The sequence below is a fragment of the Burkholderia sp. E168m15 genome (assembly GCF_016586105.1).
Lineage (GTDB): Bacteria > Pseudomonadota > Gammaproteobacteria > Burkholderiales > Burkholderiaceae > Burkholderia > Burkholderia orbicola.
On the sequence record NZ_BCPO01000095.1, the window covers coordinates 1 to 21,242 of the forward strand.

The window sequence follows — 21,242 nt, forward strand, 5'->3', positions numbered from 1 at the left end:
GTGCATGGCGGGGTGAAGCCTTACCAACGCTACTGCATTAGCATCTCACCCACGCAATCAATCCCAGCTCCCATTCCCTCAATCGCTTCTATCTCCGGCGATTCAATTGCTTATTGATCGTATCTTCGATCAAGACGCAATTTCTTCTCCGCAACTGTGTCGTCCGGAAACCTCGGCACGTCCTCTGCCCGCCATACCCATCCGTCTTCAAGAATCGAGTCCGACCGACGGCGCACGTCCGACGACGATGTTGCGATGATCGATGATGGACGATGTTGATCGACGATGATCGATAAACGTCACTTTCTGGGCGAAAACTCCCGCTTCATCTGGCCGTTCCTCGATGCGCAGTGTCATGCGTTCCTCTCCACGAACATAGCGCGAAAGCCTCATAAAAATCTATGCGCATAAAGTTCATTCGCGTGACTTGGTCGACAGAGCGGCGGGCAAGCCCTTCGAGGTAATATCACCGCTCGTCCCGATTTCCCGGTACTTGCTCGCATCCGCTGGTGATCGGTGTCCTTTGTATTCCGTCTCCTGCATCGTTCATGACTGACAGCCCCGCCCAAAGTGGTCGGACGACCGACTTCTTGCCATACCTCGTCGCCGCGACGTTCTTCATGGAGTACCTTGATACGACCGTGATCGCGACGGCGCTACCGCAAATGGCCCACTCGTTCGGCGTGGGGCCTAACGCGCTGAGTCTCGGGATGACGGCCTACATGTTGGCGCTGGCGGTGTTCATTCCGATCAGCGGCTGGATCGCGGATCGCTATGGCTCGCGCACCGTGTTCGCGAGTGCGATCGTCGTCTTTACCGGCGCGTCGGTGCTGTGCGGGCTGTCCGAAGGCGTGATGTCGTTCACGGCAGCCCGGCTGCTGCAGGGTGTCGGCGGGGCGATGATGGTGCCGGTCGGGCGAATGATCGTCGTGCGAAGTACCGAGAAGGCGAAGCTGATGCGTGCGATCGCGACGATCACGTGGCCGGGCATCGTCGCCCCCGTCGTCGGGCCGCCGATCGGCGGCTTCATCACGACCTACGCGTCGTGGCGATGGATCTTCCTGTTGAACGTCCCGTTCGGCCTTGCCGCACTCGTTTGTACCTGGCTGATCGTCCGTAACACGCGGGCCGACGAGCAACGGCCGCTCGACTGGGTTGGCTTCGTGCTGGCCGGTGGCGCATTGACCTGCTTGCTGATCGGCACCGAAGCGGCCGGCCAGCAGGATGTCGACTTCACGCGCGCGGGTGTCCTGGTGGGCGCAAGCGTGCTGTTCGGTATCGCTGCGTGGCTGTATGCGCGACGCTGCGCGCATCCGCTGCTCGATTTCACGACGCTGAAGGTGCCGACGTTCTCGGTGACGGTCATCACCGGCTCGATCACGCGGATGGCGATCAACGCCGTCCCGTACCTGCTGCCGCTGCTGTTCCAGATCGGCTTCGGGCTGTCGCCATTCCAGTCAGGTCTGCTGCTGCTCGCGAGTGCACTCGGCAACCTCGGGATGAAGGCGGGCACGTCTTGGATACTCGACCGTTACGGCTTTCGGCGTGTCGCGCTCGTCGACGTGACGATCGTCGGCATCTTCATGATCGCATGCGGTTGGCTGACCGCGTCGACGCCGCTGGCGATCACGCTGCTCCTCGTATTCGTCTATGGGCTCACGCGGTCGATGCAGTTCACGACGCTCGCGACGCTGGCTTATGCGGATATCCCCTCTCACCAGACGAGCGCGGCCAGCACGCTGTGGAGCGCCGCGCAGCAAATGACGATCGGGATGGGGATCGCGTTCGGTGCATTGTCGCTGCGGCTCGCAGCATTGGTGCGCGGCGATGCGGCTGGCATGCACTACGTGCTCGCCGATTTCCGCTGGGCGTTTATCGCGGCGGGCGTGCTCGCGCTGCTTACGTTGCCGGGCTATGCACGGCTGGCTTCCGATGCCGGCGACCGGCTGCGGGCCAACATGGCGCGGGGATAGGCCGGACTGCCAATCATATTGGCGGGGCGACAGGTGAGTACGCATGTTTGCGGCGCTCACCAAAAGTGTTGGCTCGTTGCGGCCGCGATCGCTTGACGGTCAGCGCAATCGGTCTCCAGTCACTGCGGGCGAGCGGCCATCTGGCCGGCCATGCTTGGTCGGAACGTTCACAGAACGATGACGCGGTGCCGGGATGAGCAGGAGTGCGATGCGCGACAAGCGACACGGCAGCAGCACAGCTGCCCGCCTACCGCTACTGCGCGTCATGGAAGATGATGCCAACCGTATAGCGGTGGCCGCTTCGAATCCGGCTGACGCCGTGGCGCAGGTTGACGCGATAGATGCCTCGGGTTCCCTGCACCGGCCGGCCGTGTACCGCGAAGATCACCGCGTCGCCTTGTGTCAGCGGCACCACTTCCGCACGCGACTGCATGCGTGGACGCTGTTCCGTCAGCACGAATTCCCCACCAGTGAAATCGCGGCCCGGCGCCGACAGCAGGATCGCGACCTGCAGCGGAAACACGTGCTCGCCGTACAGATCCTGATGGAGACAGTTGTAGTCGTCGGCGCCGTATTGCAGGATCAGCGGCGTCGGTCGCGTCTGTCCCGCCGCGTGGCAGCGATCGAGGAATGTCGCATGGTCTTTGGGATAACGAACGTCGATCCCGAGCGCCTGGTTCCAGCGATTCGCGATCGGCGCGAGATGCGGGTACATCGTCGCACGCAGCTCGGCGATGATCGCAGGCAGCGGATACGCGAAATACTTGTATTCGCCGCGGCCAAAGCCGTGCCGCGCCATCACGACGCGTGAACGATAGAGCGCATCGCGCGGATAGAGCGACGCGAGTGCATCGCACTCGCTGGCCGACATCAGGCCCGGTACGCGCGCGCATCCGAAGCGATCGAGCTCGGCATCGACGCTCGGCCAGTCGAGGGCGTCGACGCGCTGCGCGATGTCCAGCGATTCGACGGCAGGTTGCAGATCGACAATGTTCACGGGCGTACCTCGGGGCATGGGCAGCGTGGCGCCGTGCGGCCGCGCACGGTCGAGTTCACGATGAAAGTTGATGAACCCAGTCTAGCGGCGTCCGGGAGCCGGCACGCTCCAGATCTTGCGCTTTAATTCGGGCGGCGAAACGGGGAAACGTTGAAGGCGCGGCATCGACACACTGAATGCGGCGACGTGCCGGAGCGCAGAGGCGGAGAGACGGAGAGACGGAGAGACGGAGAGACGGAGAGACGGAGAGACAGAGAGACAGAGAGACAGAGAGACAGAGAGACAGAGAGACAGAGAGACAGAGAGACAGAGAGACAGAGAGACAGAGAGACAGAGAGACGACAAATCGAGCCTACGCGGCGGATAGCCGGCTATCGCCCGCCACCCGCCGCACCGACGATCAAGCCAGCGACCGGAACAACCAGTAAAGCCCTGCCGCCAGCGCGATCGATGCCGGCAGCGTCAGCACCCATGCGAGGACGAGGCTGCGCACCGTGCTCCATTGCAGCCCGGAGCCGTTCGCCGCCATCGTGCCCGCGACACCCGAGGACAGCACGTGCGTCGTCGACACGGGCAGCCCGTACATGTCGGCGGCGCCGATCGTCAGCATCGCGACGAGTTCGGCCGAAGCGCCCTGTCCGTACGTCAGGTGCTGCTTGCCGATTTTTTCGCCGACGGTCACGACGATCCGCTTCCAGCCGACCATCGTGCCGAGGCCCAGCGCGATCGCGACGGCCACCTTCACCCATGTCGGAATGAACTTGGTCGCGTGGTCGAGCTGCTTGCGATAGTTGTCGATCGCGAGCTTGTCATCGGTGGCGAATGCGGGCTGGCCCGACTTCTCCATCAGACGAATGGCTTCGGACACCAGATACATCGTGTTGCGCACGTTGTCGACGTCGCGCTGCGGTACGGCCGCCATCGATCCCGACGCGCCGACGGCGGTCGCGAGCGACGTGGACAACTGCGCGACGGCCGGCAGCACGGCGGGCGTCAGTTCACGATGCTGCACGTAGTGTTCGACATCGGCGCGCGGGTTCGCGGACGGCGCGACGCCGTTCGTGTACTTCCCGAACGTCGCGGCCGCCTGGTTCGCGACCGCCACGAAGGTCTGCGATTCGGTGGGCGTGACGGCCTTGTTCAGCGCATAGGCGGTCGGCACCGTGCCGATCAGGATCAGCATGATGAGGCCCATCCCTTTCTGCCCGTCGTTCGATCCGTGCGCGAACGACACGCCGGTGCAGGTGAGGATCAGCAGGCAGCGAATCCAGAACGGCGGCGGCTGATCCTTCGGCGGCTCCTTGTACAGCTCCGGAATCCGCACGAGCGCCTTCAGCGCAAGCAGCAGCAGTGACGCACACAGGAACCCGACGATCGGCGAGAGCAGCAGCGACTTGCCGACGCCGAGCGCCTGGCCCCAGTCGACCCCGCTCGTGCCGGACGGCCCGTGCATCAACTGGTTCATCAGCCCGACGCCGATGATCGACCCGATCAGCGTATGCGAGCTCGACGACGGCAACCCGAAATACCAGGTCGCGAGGTTCCAGACGATGGCGGCGATCAGCAGCGCGAACACCATCGCGAAGCCCGAGCCGCTGCCGACCTGCAGGATCAGCTCGACCGGCAGCAACTGCAGGATGCCGAACGCGACGGCGCCGCTCGAGACCATCACGCCGAGGAAGTTCCACATGCCCGACCAGATCACCGCGACGTTCGGCGTCAGCGAGTGCGTATAGATCACGGTCGCGACCGCATTCGCGGTGTCGTGGAAGCCGTTGACGAATTCGAAGCCGAGCGCGATCAGCAGTGCGGCGCCGAGCAGCAGGTACGGGAACAGCGTCCCTTCGCGGACCGGCGCCAGATCGGCGACCAGGTGCGTGGCGATATAGACGGCGCCGAGCACGAGCACCAGCAGGAACGCGGCATAGCCGACCTGCCTGGTGCGTGCGACGGAGCCCGGATTGTTCGGGGCGGACGAAGCGGGTTGATTCATGACGGCATCTCGTGAGGGAACCGCGTCCGATGCTAGCTGCGGCTAGCAGTCAGTTTGATGACAGTCGGGATGACGAACGGTGTGTCTTACGGGATGTAAGGCGGGCGGCGACATGCGACGCGCCGGAGCGCGTCGTCGGCTCACATAGTGAGCACCACAGTGACTCACGCGCCGGTGTCGCGTGGGTCATCGTCCGTCGTGGGCAACGTCCAGCCGGCCGGCGACGCGACGAACGTCGTGCACGACAGCGGCGCGACGTCGAGACGCGCGGCCGCTTCGGGAGCTATCCGCAGCATATGCGCGATGGCCGCGCGGACGATCGGCGCATGCGTGATCGCGATGACGTCGCGATCGGGTGGCAGCACGTTCAACCAGGTGCCGATCCGATGCGCGGCGGCGTCGAACGATTCGCCGTGATGCGGCGACGCGGACGGCGTGCCGAGCCACGCGGCGAGTTCGTCAGGGAGGTCGCGGGCGAGATCATGCAGCCGCTTGCCGCGCCAGTGGCCGTAATCGATGTCGCGCAGCGCGTCGTCGATGTCGGCGTGCAGTCCGAGCGCGTCGGCCGTCTGCCTGGCGCAGCGTGCCGGGCTGCACAGCACGAGCGAGCCGGCAGCAGCCGTCCACCGGCCACGCAGCGCAGCAGCTTCGGCGAGCCCGTGCGCGTCGAGCGGATCGTCGTCGGGAAACGTGCCGGTGCGCATGGCGCGGGTCGATGCGTGGGCGATCAGGCGCAGTGAGGCATGCAGGTTCATGTCGGTTGTCGGATGATCCGGAACGGGGCGTGTTCGCCCATGTGTCATCGCTTCAATACGCGAACGTTCGCGCGTACAATTCGCCCGATACGAAGCGCGGAAGCCGGTGCAATTCCGGCGCGGTCGCGCCACTGTAACCGGGGAATCGATGATCCCGGAAGCCAGACCTGCCTTCGTACCCATCCATCATTTGTCGGGGCGCGATTCCCCTGAGGTGCATCCATGAGCGAAGCAGTGCTGAAGCCGGCGGTCGTGCCGGCACCCATCCCCGTCCGTGAGCTGTTGCCGTGGGCCGTGTTCGTCGGCCTGATCTTGCTGCTGGCCTTGTATTTCGTCGGTGCGGAACAGGGCGCGACGTCGCTCGTGCCGGGCATGCTCGTACACGAATTCGTCCACGACGGCCGCCATCTGCTCGGCTTTCCCTGCCACTGACGCGGAGCCTACGATGGTCGGAAAGCTGCTCATGCGCGGGATGCTCGCAGGCATCGCCGCGGGCCTCCTCACGTTCGGTTTCGCCAGGATCGTCGGCGAACCGCAAGTCGATCAGGCGATCGCCTTCGAAGAAAAAACCACCGCCGCCCAAGGCGAGGCGCCGGAGCCCGAACTGGTCAGCCGCCACACGCAGGCCGGCCTCGGGCTGCTGACGGGTGTCGTGACCTACGGCGCCGCATTCGGCGGGCTGTTCTCGCTGGTATTCGCGTATGCGTACGGACGCGGCAGCCGCCTGCCGGCACGGCCGCTGGCCGCGTGGCTCGCGCTGGCGGCATTCGTCGCGCTCGTGATCGTGCCGAACCTCAAGTACCCGGCCAATCCGCCGTCGGTCGGCGACCCCGACACGATCGGTTATCGCACCGGCCTGTTCTTCCTGATGATCGCGATCTCGGTCGCGACGATGGTGTTCGCGGTCGGCGTGCGCCGCCATCTGCTGGCGAAGCTCGGCCAGTGGAACGCGTCGATCGTCGCCGGGCTCGTGTTCGTCGCGATCATCGCGGCCGTGCAGGTCGGGCTGCCGTCGGTCAGCGAGTTGCCGGCCGATTTCCCGGCGGCGTTGCTGTGGAAGTTCCGCGTGGCGGCGATCGGCATGCAGGTGATCATGTGGACGACGATCGGCCTGCTGTTCGGCGCGTGGGTCGAGCGCGGCGAACGCGCCGGCATGCGCGCCGCCTGAGCGCGGGGCAACCCCGGGCGCGCCTAGCGCAGCATGCGCGGCGCGCTCCACGTCGATTCGCGCGCCAGCGCGACGAATGCGGCCAGATAGTCGATCGCTGCGTCCGCTTCGCGGATGCCGAGGAAGATCTGCTTCGCGATGCCTTTCTTGCCGAGCTTGACCGGCACGACCGGCATCCGGTCCGCATACTCGTCGGCGAGCCACCGCGGCAGTGCTGCCACGCCGCGCCCACTCGCGACCATCTGCAACATGATGTCGGTCGTCTCGATCGACTTGTGCCGCCTCGGCACGATGCCGGCCGGCGACAGGAACTGGTTGTAGATGTCGAGCCGGTCGGTTTCGACCGGGTACGTGATCAGGACCTCGTCGGTCAGTTGCTCGGGCGTCACGTGGTCGACGTTCGCGAACCGGTGCGAATCCGCGACCACCAGCACCTGTTCGTAGTCGAACACGGGATCGAAGCGCAGCCCCGGCTTGTTCAGCGGATCGGGCGTCACGAGCACGTCGATGTCGTAACCGAACAGCGCGCCGATGCCGCCGAACTGGAAGCGCTGCTTCACGTCCACGTCGACGTCGGGCCAGCGCGACAGGTACGGCGACACGACCTTCAGCAGCCACTGGTAGCACGGATGGCACTCCATCCCGATGCGCAGCGTGCCGCGCTCGCCCTTCGCGTACTGCTTCATCCGCTCCTCGGCGAGCTCGAACTGCGGCAGCAGCCGGTTCGCCAGCTTCAGCAGATATTGCCCGCCCTGCGTGAGCCGCAGGCCGCGGCCTTCGCGATCCCAGATCGGCGTGCCGAGCTGCTGCTCGATCTTCCGGACGGTGTGACTGAGCGCCGATTGCGTGAGGTGCAGCGCATTGGCCGCCGCGGTCAGCGAGCCCTGACGCTCGACTTCACGAATGACGACGAGATGGAATCGTTCCAGCATGGATCGCGCGCATCCCACGGATGCATGAAAAATGTTAATGGATGAATGAAATAATGCCATTTTATTTCATGGTTTGAAATCCCTATGATGGCTGCCGGATCTACTCTTTCTTCTGGACGGCAGCTTCATGGTCACGACACACAACCTCGGTTTTCCGCGCATCGGCGCGAAGCGCGAACTCAAGTTCGGTCTCGAACGCTACTGGAAGGGCGAATCGTCGCGCGACGAACTGAAGGCGCTCGGTGCCGAGCTGCGCCGGCGCCACTGGCACGACCAGCGCGATCTCGATCTCGCGCCGATCGGCGACTTCGCGTTCTATGACCAGGTGCTCGACATGAGCTTCACGCTCGGCAACCTGCCGAAGCGCGTGCAGGATTTCCACGGCGATGCGCTCGACAATTATTTCCGCGTCGCGCGCGGCCGGTCCGCGCAGTCGGCGGAGGAGCACGCCGCGTGCTGCGGCGGTGTCGCGGCCGGCGAAATGACGAAGTGGTTCGACACGAACTATCACTACATCGTGCCGGAGTTCCATGCGGACACGAACTTCTCGCTCGATCCGTCGCGTCTGCTGCAGCAACTGGCCGAAGCGAACGCGCAGGGTGTGAATGCGAAACCGGTGATTCTCGGCCCGGTCACGTATCTGTGGCTCGGCAAGGCGAAGGACGTTTCCGATCGCCTCGCGCTGCTGCCGAAGCTGTTGCCGGTGTACGGTGCGCTGCTCGATACGCTGACCGCGCAGGGCGTCGAATGGGTGCAGATCGACGAGCCGATCCTCGTGACCGAACTCGACGCCGAATGGCGCCAGGCATTCCGCACCGCGTATGCGGCGCTGGAAACGCGCCGCATCAAGCTGCTGCTCGCCACCTACTTCGGCCAGCTTCAGGACAACCTGACGCTCGCGGCGTCGCTGCCGGTCGACGGTCTGCATATCGACGCGATCAACGCCCGCGACGAAGTCGACGCGCTGGTGCGCGAACTGCCGGCCGAACGCGTGCTGTCGGTCGGCGCGATCAACGGCCGCAACATCTGGAAGACGGACCTGAACGCGGCGCTCGACTGGCTCGAACCGCTCGCGAAGCAACTGGGCGATCGCCTGTGGCTCGCGCCGTCGTGCTCGCTGTTGCACGTGCCGGTCGATCTCGCGAGCGAGGAGAAACTCGACGCGGAAATCCGTTCGTGGCTCGCATTCGCGCTGCAGAAGCTCGACGAACTGAAGGTGCTCGCGACCGCACTGAACGAAGGCCGCGACAAGGTAGCCGACGCGCTCGCCGCGAATGCCGCCGCGATCGATTCGCGCCGCCGCTCGCCGCGCGTGAACAACCCGGTGGTGAAGGCCGCGATCGCGCGCATCGACGCGCAGCTCGGCAATCGCGCGAGCCCCTATACGCAGCGTGCGTCGAAGCAGTCGGCGCGCCTGAACCTGCCGGCGTTCCCGACGACGACGATCGGCTCGTTCCCGCAGACCGCCGAAATCCGCCAGGCGCGCAGCCGGTTCAGGGCCGGCGCGCTGGACGAAGCCGGCTATCGCACGGCGATGCGGGCCGAGATCGAACGCAGCGTGCGCGAACAGGAATCGCTCGAACTCGACGTGCTCGTGCATGGCGAAGCCGAGCGCAACGACATGGTCGAATACTTCGGCGAGCAGCTCGACGGCTACGCATTCAGCCAGTTCGGCTGGGTGCAGTCGTACGGTTCGCGCTGCGTGAAGCCGCCGATCCTGTTCGGCGACATCAGCCGCCCGAAAGCGATGACGGTCGAGTGGATCGCCTATGCGCAGTCGCTGACGCGCAAGCCGATGAAGGGCATGCTGACCGGCCCCGTGACGATCCTGAACTGGTCGTTCGTGCGCGACGACCAGCCGCGCGCGGTGTCGTGCTACCAGCTTGCACTGGCGATCCGCGAGGAAGTGCTCGATCTCGAGAAGGCCGGCGTGCGCGTGATCCAGATCGACGAAGCGGCGCTGCGCGAAGGGCTGCCATTGCGTCGCGCGCAGTGGAGCGAATACCTGAAGTGGGCGGTGGAGTCGTTCCGCATCACCGCGAACGGCGTGCAGGACGACACGCAGATCCACACGCACATGTGCTATTCGGAGTTCAACGACATCATCGCGTCGATCGCCGACATGGATGCCGATGTGATCACGATCGAGACGTCGCGCTCGGACATGGAGCTGCTCGATGCGTTCGACACCTTCAAGTATCCGAACGAAATCGGGCCGGGCGTGTACGACATCCATTCGCCGAACATCCCGACGCAGGATCACATCGTCGGGCTGATGAAGAAGGCCGCCGAGCGCATTCCGGCGGAACGTCTGTGGGTGAACCCGGATTGCGGGCTGAAGACGCGCCAGTGGGCGGAAGTGATTCCGGCGCTGACGAACATGGTTGCTGCAGCGAAGACGCTGCGCAATCAGGTGCAGTAACTACGCGACAGGCACCGTGCGGTACCGTCGCGGTCGACGATCAATGACGGAACGAAAAAAACGACCCGCGAAAGCGGGTCTTTTTTTTCGTCATGCATGCATTGGCGACAGGCGCTACGCGTCGAGCGCTACGCGGTGCGCGTGCCGCGCGGCAGCGCGTCGTCCGTCTTGCCGGGCGCGCCCGCATCGTCGATGCTGACACGGCGCGAGATCAGCCACACGCACAGCGACGACAGCACGGCGGCACTCGCGTACTGGATCGCGAGCGGCCACCATTGCGGCGCGGTGTTCTGCGCGATGATAGTCGCGACCAGCGGCGTGAGGCCGCCGGCGAGCGCGCCGCACACCTGGTACGCGATCGAGATCGCCGTATAGCGAATCCGCGCGACGAAGATGCCGCTGACGAAGCCCGCGACGACCGAGTAGTAGCCCGATTCCGCGAGCGTCGCGAGGCCGACGCCGACCGTGATCGACACCGGCGTGCCCAGGTGCACGAGCGGCAGCATCACGAACGGGACGATCATCGCCCACGCGCCGGTGATCAGCAGCACGCGCGTGGTGCCGAAGCGCTGCGCGAGGAATGCGGCCGCGAGCTGCACGACGAACTGCAGCACCGCGACGATCGTCATGCAATGCAGCACCATCGAGCGGTCGAGCGACAGGAACTGCGTCGCATAACTGATCATGAAGATGTTGCTGAAATACACGCCGGCGATACCGTACACGTTCGCGCCGATCGCGAGCAGCAGCAGCGGCCACACCTTGAGCGCTTCGCGCAGCGGTTTCTGCGCGATGTTGCCGCTCTTCCTGACTTCCTCGAACTCGGGCGACTCCGACACGCTCGCGCGGATCACGAAACCGACGATCAGCAGCACCGAGCTCGCGAGGAACGGCACGCGCCAGCCCCAGCTCATCATGTCGTCCTTCGACAGCGTGCTGATCGCGCCGAACGCGAGCATCGACAGGATCAGGCCGCTCGCGCTGCCGAGCTGCGCGAACGACGCGAAGAAGGTGCGCTTGCCTTCGGGCGCGTGCTCGCCGGCCAGCAGCACCGCGCCGCCCCATTCGCCGCCCACCGCGATGCCTTGCAGCACGCGCATCAGCACCAGCAGGATCGGTGCGATCACGCCGGCTTGCGCATGGGTGGGCAGTAGGCCGATCGCGACCGTCGACACGGCCATCAGCATCAGCGTCGCGAGCAGCGACCGCTTGCGGCCGAAGCGGTCGCCGAGATAGCCGAACATCACGCCACCGAGCGGCCGCGCGAAGAAGCCGACCGCGAACGAGCCGAACGACGCGAGCAGGCTGATGAAGCGGTTTTCGCCGGGGAAGAACAGCGGCCCGAATACGATGGCGGCGGCGGTCGCATAACTATAGAAGTCGTACCACTCGATCGTGGTGCCGACGAACGAAGCGAGCGCCGCCCGCTTCGGCTGCTTGACGGAAGTCCCCATCTCGATGTGTGCTCCTCTGGAATCCTCTGATTTTGGAATAGTGGCGGCGCCGCGATCAGTCGCGGTACGCGACGCCCGGCAGCACGCACAGCAGCTCGTACGCGAGGTTCGCGCCGAGCAGCGCCGTGGTGCCGAACGGGTCGTACGGCGGCGCGACTTCGACGAGATCGCAGCCGACGATGTTCAGCCCCTTCGCGCCGCGGATGATCTCGAGCGCCTGCGGCACCGTGAGGCCCGCGATTTCCGGCGTGCCGGTGCCCGGCGCATAGGCCGGATCGATGCCGTCGATGTCGAACGTGATGTAGACGGGCGTGTCGCCGATGCGAGCGCGCACTTCTTCCATCAGCGGCGCGAGCGACTTGTTCCAGCATTCCTCGGCCTGGACCACGCGGAAGCCCTGCTCGCGGCACCAGTCGAAATCCTCGGCCGCGTAGCCGGTGCCGCGCAGGCCGATCTGCGTGACCTTGTCGCCGTGCAGCAGCCCTTCCTCGACCGCGCGGCGGAACGGCGTGCCGTGCGCGATCTTTTCGCCCATCATCGTGTCGTTCACGTCGGCGTGTGCATCGACGTGGATCAATGCAACCTTGCCGTGCTTGCGGTGGATCGCGCGCAGGATCGGCAGCGCGATCGTATGGTCGCCGCCGAGCGTGATCGGCTTGCAGTCGTGCTCGAGAATCGCGTCGTACGCGGCCTCGATGCGGGCGATCGAATCGTGCAGGTTGTACGGATTGATCGCGACGTCGCCGATGTCGGCGATCTGCAGCGAATCGAAGGGTGCTGCGCGCGTGGCCATGTTGTACGGGCGCAGCAGCACGGATTCGGTACGGATCTGGCGCGGGCCGAAGCGCGCGCCGGTGCGGTTGGAGGTGCCGAGATCGAACGGCACGCCGACGAAACACGCGTCGAGGCCTTCGGCGCTCGACACGTGCGGCAGGCGCATCATCGTCGCGATGCCGCCGCAGCGCGGCATTTCATTGCCGCCGAGCGGCTGGAAATGGGTGTGGTCGTTCATGGGGTCGTCTCTTCCGATGTGGGGTTGCCGTATCATGCGACGCGGCCTGGCGCACAGTTTTACGCGCTCCGCCGGGAAAGAAGAATGCGAAGATATCGACGTAAACATCGATCTTCATCGATGTATGGAAGGGGATGAACGTGCTGGGGAATCTGTCGACCCTCGATCTGCGGTTGATCCGCGTGTTTCTCGCGGTCACGGACGCGGGCGGCGTGTCGGCCGCGCAGGCGGTGCTGAACGTCGGCCAGTCGACCATCAGCGCGCAACTGTCGTCGCTCGAGACGCGGCTCGGCTACCGGCTTTGCGAGCGCGGCCGCAGCGGCTTCCGGCTCACGCCGAAGGGCGAGCGGTTCCATGCGATGAGCCGCAAGCTGCTGGCGGCGCTCGACGAATTCGGGATGGCCGCGCGGCACATGGATCGCCAACTGGTCGGCACGCTGAACATCGGCCTGATCGGCCATACGCCGGTGAGCCAGAATGCGCGGATCGCCGAGGCGATCGCCGCGTTCCGCACCCGCGACGAGGCCGTGCGCTTCTCGATTTCGGTGCGCGCGCCCGGCGATCTCGAGGAAAAGCTGCTGAGCAACGAGATCCAGATCGCGGTCGGCTACTTCTGGCATCGCGTGCCGACGCTGCACTACACGCCGCTGTTCATCGAGCGGCAGATCGCGTATTGCGGCCGCGGCCATCCGCTGTTCGACGGCGCCGGCACGCTGACGCCGGCCGACGTCGCCGGCTTCGAGTGGGCGTGGCGCTCGTATCCGCTGCCGGAGGCGCAGATGTCGACGACGCCCGATCGCGTGACCGCGACCGCCGACAACATGGAGGCCGTCGCGCTGCTGATCCTGTCCGGCCACCATCTCGGCTACCTGCCGCAGCACTTCGCGGCGCCGTATGTCGCGCAGGGGCTGCTCGCGCCGCTCAATCCGGATCGACTGCACTACGAGGTCACGTTCCACATGGTCGTGGCGCGCGACGGGCGCGGCGATCCGGTCGTCGAAGCGTTTCTCGAGGATCTCGAACGCGCGCATCAGTCGTCCGACGTGGTGTGACGCCAGCGCGGCCGACAAGGTGAACGAGCGTTGCGCCCGGGCGGCTTGCCGGCCCGGCGCGCGTCACGGCACCGGCAGCCCGGCGTCGTGCTTCACCTCGCGCAGCGACAGCGCCGATTCGATCGACGTCACCCCCGGCAGCATCCGCAGCGAATCGCGCAGGAACGTGCCGTAGTCGTCGAGATCGCGCGCGACCACCTGCAGCAGGTAGTCGGCCGTGCCCGCGACGTTGTGGCACGCCAGAATCCGCTCGATGCCGAGCACTTCCCGTTCGAACCGGTCGGCGACCTTGCGGTCGTGCGTCGCGAACCGCACGAGCACGAACGCGACCACGCCGAAACCCAGCGCCTGGCGCGACAGCTGCGCGCGATAGCGCTCGATGTAGCCGTCGTTTTCGAGGCGTTTCAGGCGCCGTGCGCAAGGCGTTTCGGACAGGCCAACGGATTCGGCGAGCCGCGCGATCGGCAGGCGGCCGTCGCGCTGCACCGCAGCGAGGATCGCGCGGTCGGTTTTGTCGAGATCGATCATGTTGGCGGAATCCTTGTCGTGATTTCATGATTGTGGCGGATTCCCCTACGAATCGCCAATTCCGCGCCAAAGATGGCCAGTAATCCCTCCACCTTCAGCGGCAACATATCGTCAATGAAGGACGGGGGCAGACCATGATTTCCACGCATTTGCTGTTGATTTATCTCGCCGCGCTGGCGGCCATTTACGCGGTACCGGGGCCCGACATGGCGCTCGTGCTGCAGACCAGCATCGGCCGCGGCGTGCGGCCGGGGATGGCGGCGGCGGCCGGCCTGTCGCTCGCGCGCACCGTGCACGTGACGCTGTCGGCATGCGGCGTCGCGGCGTTGATCCGCAGCGCGCCGTGGCTCTACGAGGTGATCCGCTATGGCGGCGCGCTTTATCTCGCGTATGTCGCGATCCAGGTGTTCCGCTCGCCGGTGTTCGCGCTTGGCGACGGCGACGCGCCGGCGGGCGCGTTGCGCCAGTCCTTCGTGAAGGGACTGCTGACCAACCTGCTGAACCCGAAGGCGCTGCTGTTCTGCTCGGTGCTGCTGCCGCAGTTCGTGCGGCCCGAGGTCGGGCCGGTCGTCTGGCAGATGTTCGAGCTCGGCGCGCTGCTGGTGGCGGCCGGCGTGTGCTTCGACCTCGCGTGCGTGTTCGGCGCGTCGCGCATCGCGGCGTGGATGCGCGCGCATCCGCTCGCGCAGACGGTGCAGCGCTGGACCTTTTCCGCGGCGTTGATCGGTTTTGCGCTGCGGTTGTCGATGGACTGACTGTTGCGCCGACATGGCCGCTGCGCGAATCGATCGGCCACGCGGGCGGGCCCATGCTCGAATCGATACGGGCCGCGCGCGATGCCGGCCTTCCCGCGTGCGCCTTGCCGCGGAAGGGCGTGCGCGCAAATCGTCTGACTGTTCTAAACTTCCTGTTACTTCGCGCGTCGCAAATGCAGTCGCAAACGCGCCGTCGCGAATCGACTGACCGAACGGAACCGTCTTCCGCGGGCTATGTCCGATTTCCTGGCTGTTCCGTGCAACGCGGTACCAAGGAGGGTCTGAACATGGCAAGGCATCTTCAAGCCGACCGTGAACCCCGCATCGTCGCCGAGTCCAAGTGTCTCGGCCAGTGCGACCCGGCAGAACGCATCCACGTCACGATCATGTTGCGGCGGCAGGAAGAAGGGCAACTCGACGCATTGGTTCACCAGCTCGCCACCGGCGACGCCCGTGCAAAACCGGTGTCGCGCGACGCATTCGCGCAGCGTTTCTCCGCGAATCCCGACGACATTCGCAAGACCGAGGACTTCGCACACCGTCATCAGCTCACGGTCGATCGCGTCGATCCGGTCGAGAGCGTCGTCGTGCTGTCCGGCACGATCGCGCAGTTCGAAGCCGCGTTCAGCGTGAAGCTCGAGCGTTTCGAGCATCGGTCGATCGGCCAGTATCGCGGCCGCTCGGGCCCGATCGTGTTGCCCGACGATATCGGCGACGCGGTCACGGCCGTGCTCGGCCTCGACAGCCGCCCGCAGGCGCGGCCGCACTTCCGCTTCCGTCCGCCGTTCAAGCCGGCGCGCGGCGCGGCGGCCGTCACGTTCACGCCGATCCAGCTTGCGTCACTGTACGACTTTCCGGCCGGCGACGGCGCCGGGCAATGCATCGCGATCATCGAGCTCGGCGGCGGCTATCGCGCGGCGGACATCCAGCAGTATTTCCGCGGGCTCGGCATCACGACGCCGCCCAAGCTCGTCGACGTGAACGTCGGCACCGGCCGCAATGCGCCGACCGGCGAGCCGAACGGCCCGGACGGCGAAGTCGCGCTCGACATCGAAATCGCCGGCGCGATCGCACCGGCCGCGAAGATCGCGGTGTACTTCGCGCCGAACAGCGATGCGGGCTTCATCCAGGCCGTCAACGCGGCCGTGACCGACAAGACGAACCAACCGTCCGTGATCTCGATCAGCTGGGGTGGCCCGGAAGCGATCTGGCAGGCGCAGTCGGCACAGGCGTTCAACCGCGTGCTGCAGGCGGCTGCCGCGCAGGGCATCACCGTCTGCGCGGCGTCGGGCGACAGCGGCTCGGGCGACGGGCTGCAGGATGGCGCCGATCACGTCGACTTTCCCGCGTCGAGCTCGTACGTGCTCGGCTGCGGCGGCACGCAGCTCGACGCGCTGCCCGGGCAGGGCATCCGCAGCGAGGTCACGTGGAACGACGAGGCATCCGGCGGCGGGGCGGGCGGCGGTGGCGTCAGTGCGCTGTTCGATCTGCCGGCGTGGCAGCAGGGGCTGAAGGTCGCGCGCGCTGACGGCAGCACCACGCCGCTCGCGAAGCGCGGCGTGCCCGACGTGGCCGGCGACGCGTCGCCGCAGACGGGCTACGAAGTGTCGGTGGCCGGCACGCCCGCGGTGATGGGCGGCACGAGCGCGGTCGCACCGCTGTGGGCGGCGCTGATCGCGCGGATCAATGCGGCGAACGGCGCGTCGGCCGGCTGGATCAATCCGGTGCTGTACAAGCATCCGGGCGCGCTGCGCGACATCACGAAAGGCTCGAACGGCACCTATGCGGCCGCGTCCGGCTGGGACGCCTGCACGGGCCTCGGCAGCCCGAACGGCGCGCAGCTCGCCACGATCCTCGCGCGCAAACCGTCGAGCTGACGCACGGGCACACGCCTTTCCGTTCGACGCGGGTGCTCTGCCCGCGTCTTTTTTCACCTCCAGGAGCAGCACGATGGACATCGATTCCGCATCTTCCGGCGGCGTGTATCCGCTGCATCACGGCGACCACAATTCGCATGGCGTGCCGCCGACCATCAACCCGGTCGCGCTGAGCCACGGCCGCGACCAGCCGTTCTTCGATCCGGTCGCGTACGGCAACGGCCCCGACGACTCGGTGACCGACACGACCGAGGCGGCCGCGATCACGCACCACACGATCCTGATCGACGGGAAGCGGATCGCGTACACGGCGACGGTCGGCCACCTCGTGACCGTCGATCCGAGCAGTTCGCAGCCGGCCGCGAAGATTTTCTACGTCGCGTTCACGGCCGACGGCGCGAAGGAGGAAACGCGGCCCGTGACGTTCTTCTATAACGGCGGGCCCGGTTCGTCGTCGGTGTTCGTGCTGCTCGGCTCGTTCGCGCCGAAGCGCATCAAGACGTCGATGCCGGGGTTCACGCCGCCCGCGCCGTACCAGATCGAAGACAACCCGGACAGCATGATCGATCACAGCGACCTGGTGTTCATCAACCCGGTCGGCACCGGCTATTCGGCGGCCGTCGCGCCGAACAAGAACCGCGACTTCTGGGGCGTCGACCAGGATGCGGATTCGCTGAAGCAGTTCATCAAGCGCTACCTGACGAAGAACAACCGCTGGAATTCGCCGAAATACCTGTTCGGCGAATCGTACGGCACCGCGCGCAGCTGCGTGCTCGCGTACAAGCTGCACGAGGACGGCGTCGACCTGAACGGCGTCACGCTGCAGTCGTCGATCCTCGATTACCGGCAGGCCGGCAACCCGGTCGGCACGCTGCCGACCGCCGCGGCCGACGCGTGGTATCACAAGAAACTCGGTATCAAGCCGGCGCCGGCCGATCTCGGCGCGTTCGTCGAGGAAGTCGCGCAGTTCGCGCGCACCGACTATCTGACCGCGCTGCGCGCGGTGCCGCATGCGAACCCGGCCACCGTGCAGAAACTGTCCGCATACACGGGCATCGATACGGCGACGCTGCAATCGTGGGGGCTCGATATCGCGGGCTACGACACGCGCGGCAATTCGCTGTTCCTGACGACGCTGCTGCATGCGCAGGGGCTCGCGCTCGGTTCGTACGACGGCCGCGTGACCGGGATTTCGTCGGGTATCGCCGGCAAGATCGATCCGAATTCGGGCGGCAACGATCCGACGATGACGGCCGTGACGGGCGTCTATACGGCGATGTGGAACAGCTATCTGAACGAGCAGTTGAAGTTCACGTCGAACTCCGCGTTCACGGACCTGAACGATCAGGCCTTCAAGAACTGGGATTTCAGCCACATCGACCCGACCGGCGCGCAGCAGGGCATCGACGCGCAGGGGAACGTGATCCTCTACACGGCCGGCGACCTCGCCGCGGTGATGGCGCTGAACGTCGACCTGAAGGTGCTGTCCGCGAACGGCTTCTACGATTTCGTGACGCCGTTCTACCAGACCGTGATCGATCTGCAGCAGATGCCGCTGGAGGACCAGAAGGTGCGGCAGAACCTGTCCGCGCGGTTCTATCCGTCGGGGCACATGGTGTATCTCGACGGCGGCTCGCGCACCGCGCTCAAGCGCGATCTCGCGACGATGTACGACGCGACGGTCAGCGATACGGGCGCGCGGATGCGCATTCGTGCGCTGCAGGCGAAGAAGACGGGCGGGAACGCGTAGCGTTGCCCGTCGAGCGGACGCCGCGCGCAGCCGGGAGGGGGCGCGCGGCGGTATGTCAGTCGTGGGGCGGCCGGCTTATGCGGCCGGCCAGTCGAACATCGTGTACGGCAGCGCGCGCTTGTGGCGCGAGCCGTCGTAGAAGCGCAGCACCGTTTCATACACACGATCGGCAACCGGCTTGCCTTCGAGGAAATCGTCGATCTCGTCGTAGGTCACGCCGTACGCGTGCTCGTCGGGGCGCAGCGGGCGCAGCTCCTCGAGGTCGGCCGTCGGCACCTTCATCACGATCAGCTCCTCGCCGCCGAGCGCGCGCGCCACTCCGCGCACGCGCCGCTTGCTCAGGCCCGCGAGCGGCAGGATGTCCGCGCCGCCATCGCCGAACTTCGTGAAGAAACCCATCAGCGATTCGGCCGCGTGATCGGTGCCGATCACGATGCCGCGCCGTGCGCCGGCCACCGCGTACTGCGCGATCATGCGCTCGCGCGCCTTGATGTTGCCGTGCACGAAATCCTGCTGCGCAGGCGTTTCGAACGCGTGGCCGGACGCGACCAGCGAACGGAGCATCGCATCGGCGGCCGGCTTCACGTCGACCGTCAATACCTCGTCCGCGCGCACGAATGCCAGCGCGCGCTGCGCATCCTCTTCGTCGTTCTGCACGCCGTTCGGCAAGCGCATCGCGATGAAGCGCGCGTCGTAGCCGTCGGCGCGCAGGCGCTCGACCGACAGTTGCGCGAGCCGGCCGGCCGTCGACGAATCGACGCCGCCGCTGATGCCGAGCACGTAGGTCCGCAGGCCGGTCGAACGAAGGTACTGCGCGAGGAAATCGATGCGGCGGGCGATTTCGGCCTCGGCGTCGAAGTGCGGGGCGACGTTCAGTTCGGCAATGATCGCGCGTTGGCGGCTGGCGTAATCGGCGGAGGTCATGAGGGAAGATCCGGAACGAATTGCAAGGCGCTCATCATAAGCGCAATCGCGGCGTGCCGCCGCGCCGGACCTGCGTTTCCGGCGGCGTCGCGTTGCATCGACGAGACGCGGCGCATCGCCGTGGTGCGTGGTGCGCCGGGCGGGTGCAGGATGCCGGGCGGAGGGTGCCCGCTGGCTCGCGTCAGCGCCGTGCGAGCACGACGCCCACCAGCGCGAGCGCGAAGCCCGCGAGCTGGATCGGCGCGAGCGTTTCGCCGAACAGACCGTAACCCTGCAGCGCGGCCAGCGGCGGCGCGAGGAACAGCAGCGACGTCGCGCGCGCCGCATTGCCGCGCCGCAACATCCACATCAGCATCGTGACCGCGCCGCCCGACAGGAACACGACGCCCCACACGAGCGACACCCACAGCGCCGGCGCGCCGATCCAGCGGGTTTCATGGAGCAGTACGACGAACACGGCCGCGACGATCGCCGCGCCGAAGTTCTGCACGGCGACCGCCGTGCGCAGGTCGCTCTGCGCGAGCTTGCCTTTCTGGTACAGCGAGCCGGCGGTAATCAATCCGACCGCGAGCACCGACACGGTGACGACGAGCCACGCAGGCGCCGCGCCCGACGGCGGCGCGACGCCGCCCGTGACTTTCGGCGCGAGCACGAGCGCGACGCCGGCCAGCCCGAGCGCCATGCCGAGCCAGCCGCGCGCGGGCAGGCGTTCGTTGAACAGCGGGACCGCGAGCACGGCGGTGGCGAGCGGCTGCAGCGCGCCGAGCAGCGCCATCACGCCCGCATTCAACCCTTGCGCGACGGCCCAGTAGCTCGCGCCGAGATAGACGCCTTGCAACAGCGCGCCGGCGATCAGGTGGCGCGGCCATTCGCGGCGGGCCGGCCACGGCGCGCGCGCGACGAGCGCCACCACGGCGAACAGCGCGGCCGTGCCCGCGAAGCGCGCGAGCAGGAACAGGTTCGGATCGGCGTAGGGCTTGATCGCCCGGGCGACGATGAAGCCGGTGGACCAGAGCGCGACGAAGGCGGCGGCGACGATCGAGGTAAGCATGCGTGACGGGCCGCGACGCGGCCGGACAGAACCGGGAAGTCGGCCAGTATCGGGCGAAGCGGCGCCGGCGTCTTGTCGAATCCTGCACTCATGCCATGCGGCATGTGATCGTGCCGGCGGTCATCGCGCCGGTGCGCGGTGCGGCGGCGATGAGCGCCCGCGGCACGGCGATGCGCTGCGCGGAGGGACGCGCAGCGGCGGCGATCAGTCGATCGAGAACGTATCGAGCGGCTGGTTGGCGCGCGCGTCGGTCGCGAAGCGCGCGGCGAGCTGTTCGTAGAGCCGGCGTGCTTCGTCGAGCGTCAGGTCGATCCAGTACGGATCACCCGCCGCGTCGTTGAGGCGTTCCGGCGGAAACTGGATTTCGATCACACTGCCTTTGCGATACATGGCGCGAGCCCCTTTGATGGTCGGTATTGGTCGGTCGTTCGGCGAAGCGCAAAGTGTAGCGCCCGGCGCCGCCGGGGATTCGCGCGCGCCGGACAATAGTGAATTTCGCTTTCGGGGAAACGCGCCCGGACGCTGCCTGGCCGCTTACCCGGCGCAGTCAAATGGTCGTCAAACGTCCGTAATACAATGGCCGGCTTACCCATTACCAG

19 protein-coding genes and 1 riboswitch are annotated in these 21,242 nt (G+C 66.4%); of the genes, 8 read left to right on the forward strand and 11 right to left on the reverse strand.

Annotation, left to right across the window (positions count from 1 at the left end):
* Window positions 1-207: 207 nt before the first annotated feature.
* The gene (locus tag JMF86_RS15990; RefSeq protein WP_155123328.1) at window positions 208-357 is read right to left on the reverse strand and encodes a hypothetical protein; all 150 of its coding nucleotides are present in this window, start codon (window positions 355-357) and stop codon (window positions 208-210) included.
* Window positions 358-548: 191 nt separating this feature from the next.
* On the opposite strand from JMF86_RS15990, the gene JMF86_RS15995 reads away from it, so the two are divergent.
* Window positions 549-1,973, forward strand: a complete 1,425-nt coding sequence (locus tag JMF86_RS15995) for a DHA2 family efflux MFS transporter permease subunit (protein WP_011546904.1) — start codon at window positions 549-551, stop codon at window positions 1,971-1,973.
* A 253-nt stretch (window positions 1,974-2,226) separates the two neighbouring features.
* Here the strand turns inward: JMF86_RS15995 and JMF86_RS16000 are convergent, their stop codons facing one another.
* The 3 genes from JMF86_RS16000 to JMF86_RS16010 form a co-directional block, all read right to left on the reverse strand.
* Window positions 2,227-2,988: a 2OG-Fe(II) oxygenase gene (locus JMF86_RS16000; RefSeq protein WP_011546905.1), complete on the reverse strand. Its 762-nt coding sequence runs from the start codon at window positions 2,986-2,988 to the stop codon at window positions 2,227-2,229.
* A 382-nt stretch (window positions 2,989-3,370) separates the two neighbouring features.
* Window positions 3,371-4,963: an inorganic phosphate transporter gene (locus tag JMF86_RS16005; protein ID WP_011546906.1), complete on the reverse strand. Its 1,593-nt coding sequence runs from the start codon at window positions 4,961-4,963 to the stop codon at window positions 3,371-3,373.
* Between the two features lie 164 nt (window positions 4,964-5,127).
* Window positions 5,128-5,718, reverse strand: coding sequence for a histidine phosphatase family protein (locus JMF86_RS16010; protein WP_201317072.1), 591 nt, complete (start codon window positions 5,716-5,718; stop codon window positions 5,128-5,130).
* Between the two features lie 46 nt (window positions 5,719-5,764).
* Window positions 5,765-5,908: riboswitch (cobalamin riboswitch) on the forward strand.
* A gap of 32 nt (window positions 5,909-5,940) precedes the next feature.
* Between JMF86_RS16010 and JMF86_RS16015 the strand changes: the two genes are divergently transcribed.
* Together JMF86_RS16015 and JMF86_RS16020 are read left to right on the forward strand one after the other, a co-directional pair.
* Window positions 5,941-6,150, forward strand: a complete 210-nt coding sequence (locus tag JMF86_RS16015) for a CbtB domain-containing protein (protein ID WP_011546908.1) — start codon at window positions 5,941-5,943, stop codon at window positions 6,148-6,150.
* Window positions 6,151-6,163: 13 nt separating this feature from the next.
* On the forward strand, window positions 6,164-6,886 hold the full coding sequence (locus JMF86_RS16020; protein ID WP_011546909.1) for a CbtA family protein: 723 nt from the start codon (window positions 6,164-6,166) through the stop codon (window positions 6,884-6,886).
* Between the two features lie 23 nt (window positions 6,887-6,909).
* Here the strand turns inward: JMF86_RS16020 and JMF86_RS16025 are convergent, their stop codons facing one another.
* Entirely contained in the window at window positions 6,910-7,818 is a 909-nt protein-coding gene (locus JMF86_RS16025; RefSeq protein WP_011546910.1) for a LysR family transcriptional regulator, read from the reverse strand.
* 127 nt (window positions 7,819-7,945) lie between these two features.
* Between JMF86_RS16025 and metE the strand changes: the two genes are divergently transcribed.
* Window positions 7,946-10,240 carry a 5-methyltetrahydropteroyltriglutamate--homocysteine S-methyltransferase gene (gene metE / locus JMF86_RS16030; protein WP_077178128.1) on the forward strand — a complete coding sequence of 765 codons (2,295 nt, stop codon included), beginning with the start codon at window positions 7,946-7,948 and terminating at the stop codon, window positions 10,238-10,240.
* A 128-nt stretch (window positions 10,241-10,368) separates the two neighbouring features.
* Here metE and JMF86_RS16035 read toward each other — a convergent pair whose 3' ends face one another.
* Window positions 10,369-11,694 (reverse strand): MFS transporter, encoded by a 1,326-nt coding sequence (locus JMF86_RS16035; protein ID WP_077178129.1) that lies wholly within the window; start codon window positions 11,692-11,694, stop codon window positions 10,369-10,371.
* Window positions 11,695-11,749: 55 nt separating this feature from the next.
* Window positions 11,750-12,706: an agmatinase gene (gene speB, locus JMF86_RS16040; RefSeq protein WP_027806419.1), complete on the reverse strand. Its 957-nt coding sequence runs from the start codon at window positions 12,704-12,706 to the stop codon at window positions 11,750-11,752.
* Window positions 12,707-12,840: 134 nt separating this feature from the next.
* Here speB and JMF86_RS16045 point away from each other — a divergent pair, with 134 nt between their 5' ends.
* On the forward strand, window positions 12,841-13,758 hold the full coding sequence (locus tag JMF86_RS16045) for a LysR family transcriptional regulator (RefSeq protein ID WP_011546914.1): 918 nt from the start codon (window positions 12,841-12,843) through the stop codon (window positions 13,756-13,758).
* A gap of 63 nt (window positions 13,759-13,821) precedes the next feature.
* Here JMF86_RS16045 and JMF86_RS16050 read toward each other — a convergent pair whose 3' ends face one another.
* The gene (locus tag JMF86_RS16050; protein ID WP_006488501.1) at window positions 13,822-14,286 is read right to left on the reverse strand and encodes an Lrp/AsnC family transcriptional regulator; all 465 of its coding nucleotides are present in this window, start codon (window positions 14,284-14,286) and stop codon (window positions 13,822-13,824) included.
* Between the two features lie 134 nt (window positions 14,287-14,420).
* On the opposite strand from JMF86_RS16050, the gene JMF86_RS16055 reads away from it, so the two are divergent.
* The 3 genes from JMF86_RS16055 to JMF86_RS16065 all read left to right on the forward strand — a co-directional run bounded on the left by JMF86_RS16055 (window position 14,421) and on the right by JMF86_RS16065 (window position 18,668).
* Complete coding sequence (locus tag JMF86_RS16055; protein WP_011546915.1) at window positions 14,421-15,041, forward strand: LysE family translocator; 621 nt, start codon at window positions 14,421-14,423, stop codon at window positions 15,039-15,041.
* Window positions 15,042-15,328: 287 nt separating this feature from the next.
* The gene (locus JMF86_RS16060; RefSeq protein WP_011546916.1) at window positions 15,329-16,918 is read left to right on the forward strand and encodes a protease pro-enzyme activation domain-containing protein; all 1,590 of its coding nucleotides are present in this window, start codon (window positions 15,329-15,331) and stop codon (window positions 16,916-16,918) included.
* A gap of 73 nt (window positions 16,919-16,991) precedes the next feature.
* Window positions 16,992-18,668 (forward strand): S10 family peptidase, encoded by a 1,677-nt coding sequence (locus tag JMF86_RS16065; protein ID WP_011546917.1) that lies wholly within the window; start codon window positions 16,992-16,994, stop codon window positions 18,666-18,668.
* Window positions 18,669-18,743: 75 nt separating this feature from the next.
* Here the strand turns inward: JMF86_RS16065 and nadE are convergent, their stop codons facing one another.
* The 3 genes from nadE to JMF86_RS16080 all read right to left on the reverse strand — a co-directional run bounded on the left by nadE (window position 18,744) and on the right by JMF86_RS16080 (window position 21,033).
* Window positions 18,744-19,592: an ammonia-dependent NAD(+) synthetase gene (gene nadE / locus JMF86_RS16070; RefSeq protein WP_011546918.1), complete on the reverse strand. Its 849-nt coding sequence runs from the start codon at window positions 19,590-19,592 to the stop codon at window positions 18,744-18,746.
* Between the two features lie 181 nt (window positions 19,593-19,773).
* On the reverse strand, window positions 19,774-20,643 hold the full coding sequence (locus JMF86_RS16075; protein ID WP_011694859.1) for a DMT family transporter: 870 nt from the start codon (window positions 20,641-20,643) through the stop codon (window positions 19,774-19,776).
* A 204-nt stretch (window positions 20,644-20,847) separates the two neighbouring features.
* Window positions 20,848-21,033: a hypothetical protein gene (locus tag JMF86_RS16080; RefSeq protein ID WP_006480515.1), complete on the reverse strand. Its 186-nt coding sequence runs from the start codon at window positions 21,031-21,033 to the stop codon at window positions 20,848-20,850.
* Between the last annotated feature and the right edge of the window lie 209 nt (window positions 21,034-21,242).

Excerpts from the sequence above, each read along its gene's own strand:
- JMF86_RS16055 (WP_011546915.1), top strand. The coding sequence starts at position 14,421 with ATGATTTCCACGCATTTGCTGTTGATTTATCTCGCCGCGCTGGCGGCC.
- JMF86_RS16080 (WP_006480515.1), bottom strand. The coding sequence starts at position 21,033 with ATGTATCGCAAAGGCAGTGTGATCGAAATCCAGTTTCCGCCGGAACGC.
- JMF86_RS16025 (WP_011546910.1), bottom strand. The coding sequence starts at position 7,818 with ATGCTGGAACGATTCCATCTCGTCGTCATTCGTGAAGTCGAGCGTCAG.
- JMF86_RS16035 (WP_077178129.1), bottom strand. The coding sequence starts at position 11,694 with ATGGGGACTTCCGTCAAGCAGCCGAAGCGGGCGGCGCTCGCTTCGTTC.
- speB (WP_027806419.1), bottom strand. The coding sequence starts at position 12,706 with ATGAACGACCACACCCATTTCCAGCCGCTCGGCGGCAATGAAATGCCG.
- JMF86_RS16045 (WP_011546914.1), top strand. The coding sequence starts at position 12,841 with ATGAACGTGCTGGGGAATCTGTCGACCCTCGATCTGCGGTTGATCCGC.
- JMF86_RS16060 (WP_011546916.1), top strand. The coding sequence starts at position 15,329 with ATGGCAAGGCATCTTCAAGCCGACCGTGAACCCCGCATCGTCGCCGAG.
- JMF86_RS15990 (WP_155123328.1), bottom strand. The coding sequence starts at position 357 with ATGACACTGCGCATCGAGGAACGGCCAGATGAAGCGGGAGTTTTCGCC.
- JMF86_RS16015 (WP_011546908.1), top strand. The coding sequence starts at position 5,941 with ATGAGCGAAGCAGTGCTGAAGCCGGCGGTCGTGCCGGCACCCATCCCC.
- JMF86_RS16020 (WP_011546909.1), top strand. The coding sequence starts at position 6,164 with ATGGTCGGAAAGCTGCTCATGCGCGGGATGCTCGCAGGCATCGCCGCG.
- JMF86_RS16010 (WP_201317072.1), bottom strand. The coding sequence starts at position 5,718 with ATGAACCTGCATGCCTCACTGCGCCTGATCGCCCACGCATCGACCCGC.
- nadE (WP_011546918.1), bottom strand. The coding sequence starts at position 19,592 with ATGACCTCCGCCGATTACGCCAGCCGCCAACGCGCGATCATTGCCGAA.
- JMF86_RS16050 (WP_006488501.1), bottom strand. The coding sequence starts at position 14,286 with ATGATCGATCTCGACAAAACCGACCGCGCGATCCTCGCTGCGGTGCAG.
- JMF86_RS15995 (WP_011546904.1), top strand. The coding sequence starts at position 549 with ATGACTGACAGCCCCGCCCAAAGTGGTCGGACGACCGACTTCTTGCCA.
- JMF86_RS16065 (WP_011546917.1), top strand. The coding sequence starts at position 16,992 with ATGGACATCGATTCCGCATCTTCCGGCGGCGTGTATCCGCTGCATCAC.
- JMF86_RS16000 (WP_011546905.1), bottom strand. The coding sequence starts at position 2,988 with ATGCCCCGAGGTACGCCCGTGAACATTGTCGATCTGCAACCTGCCGTC.
- JMF86_RS16005 (WP_011546906.1), bottom strand. The coding sequence starts at position 4,963 with ATGAATCAACCCGCTTCGTCCGCCCCGAACAATCCGGGCTCCGTCGCA.
- JMF86_RS16075 (WP_011694859.1), bottom strand. The coding sequence starts at position 20,643 with ATGCTTACCTCGATCGTCGCCGCCGCCTTCGTCGCGCTCTGGTCCACC.
- metE (WP_077178128.1), top strand. The coding sequence starts at position 7,946 with ATGGTCACGACACACAACCTCGGTTTTCCGCGCATCGGCGCGAAGCGC.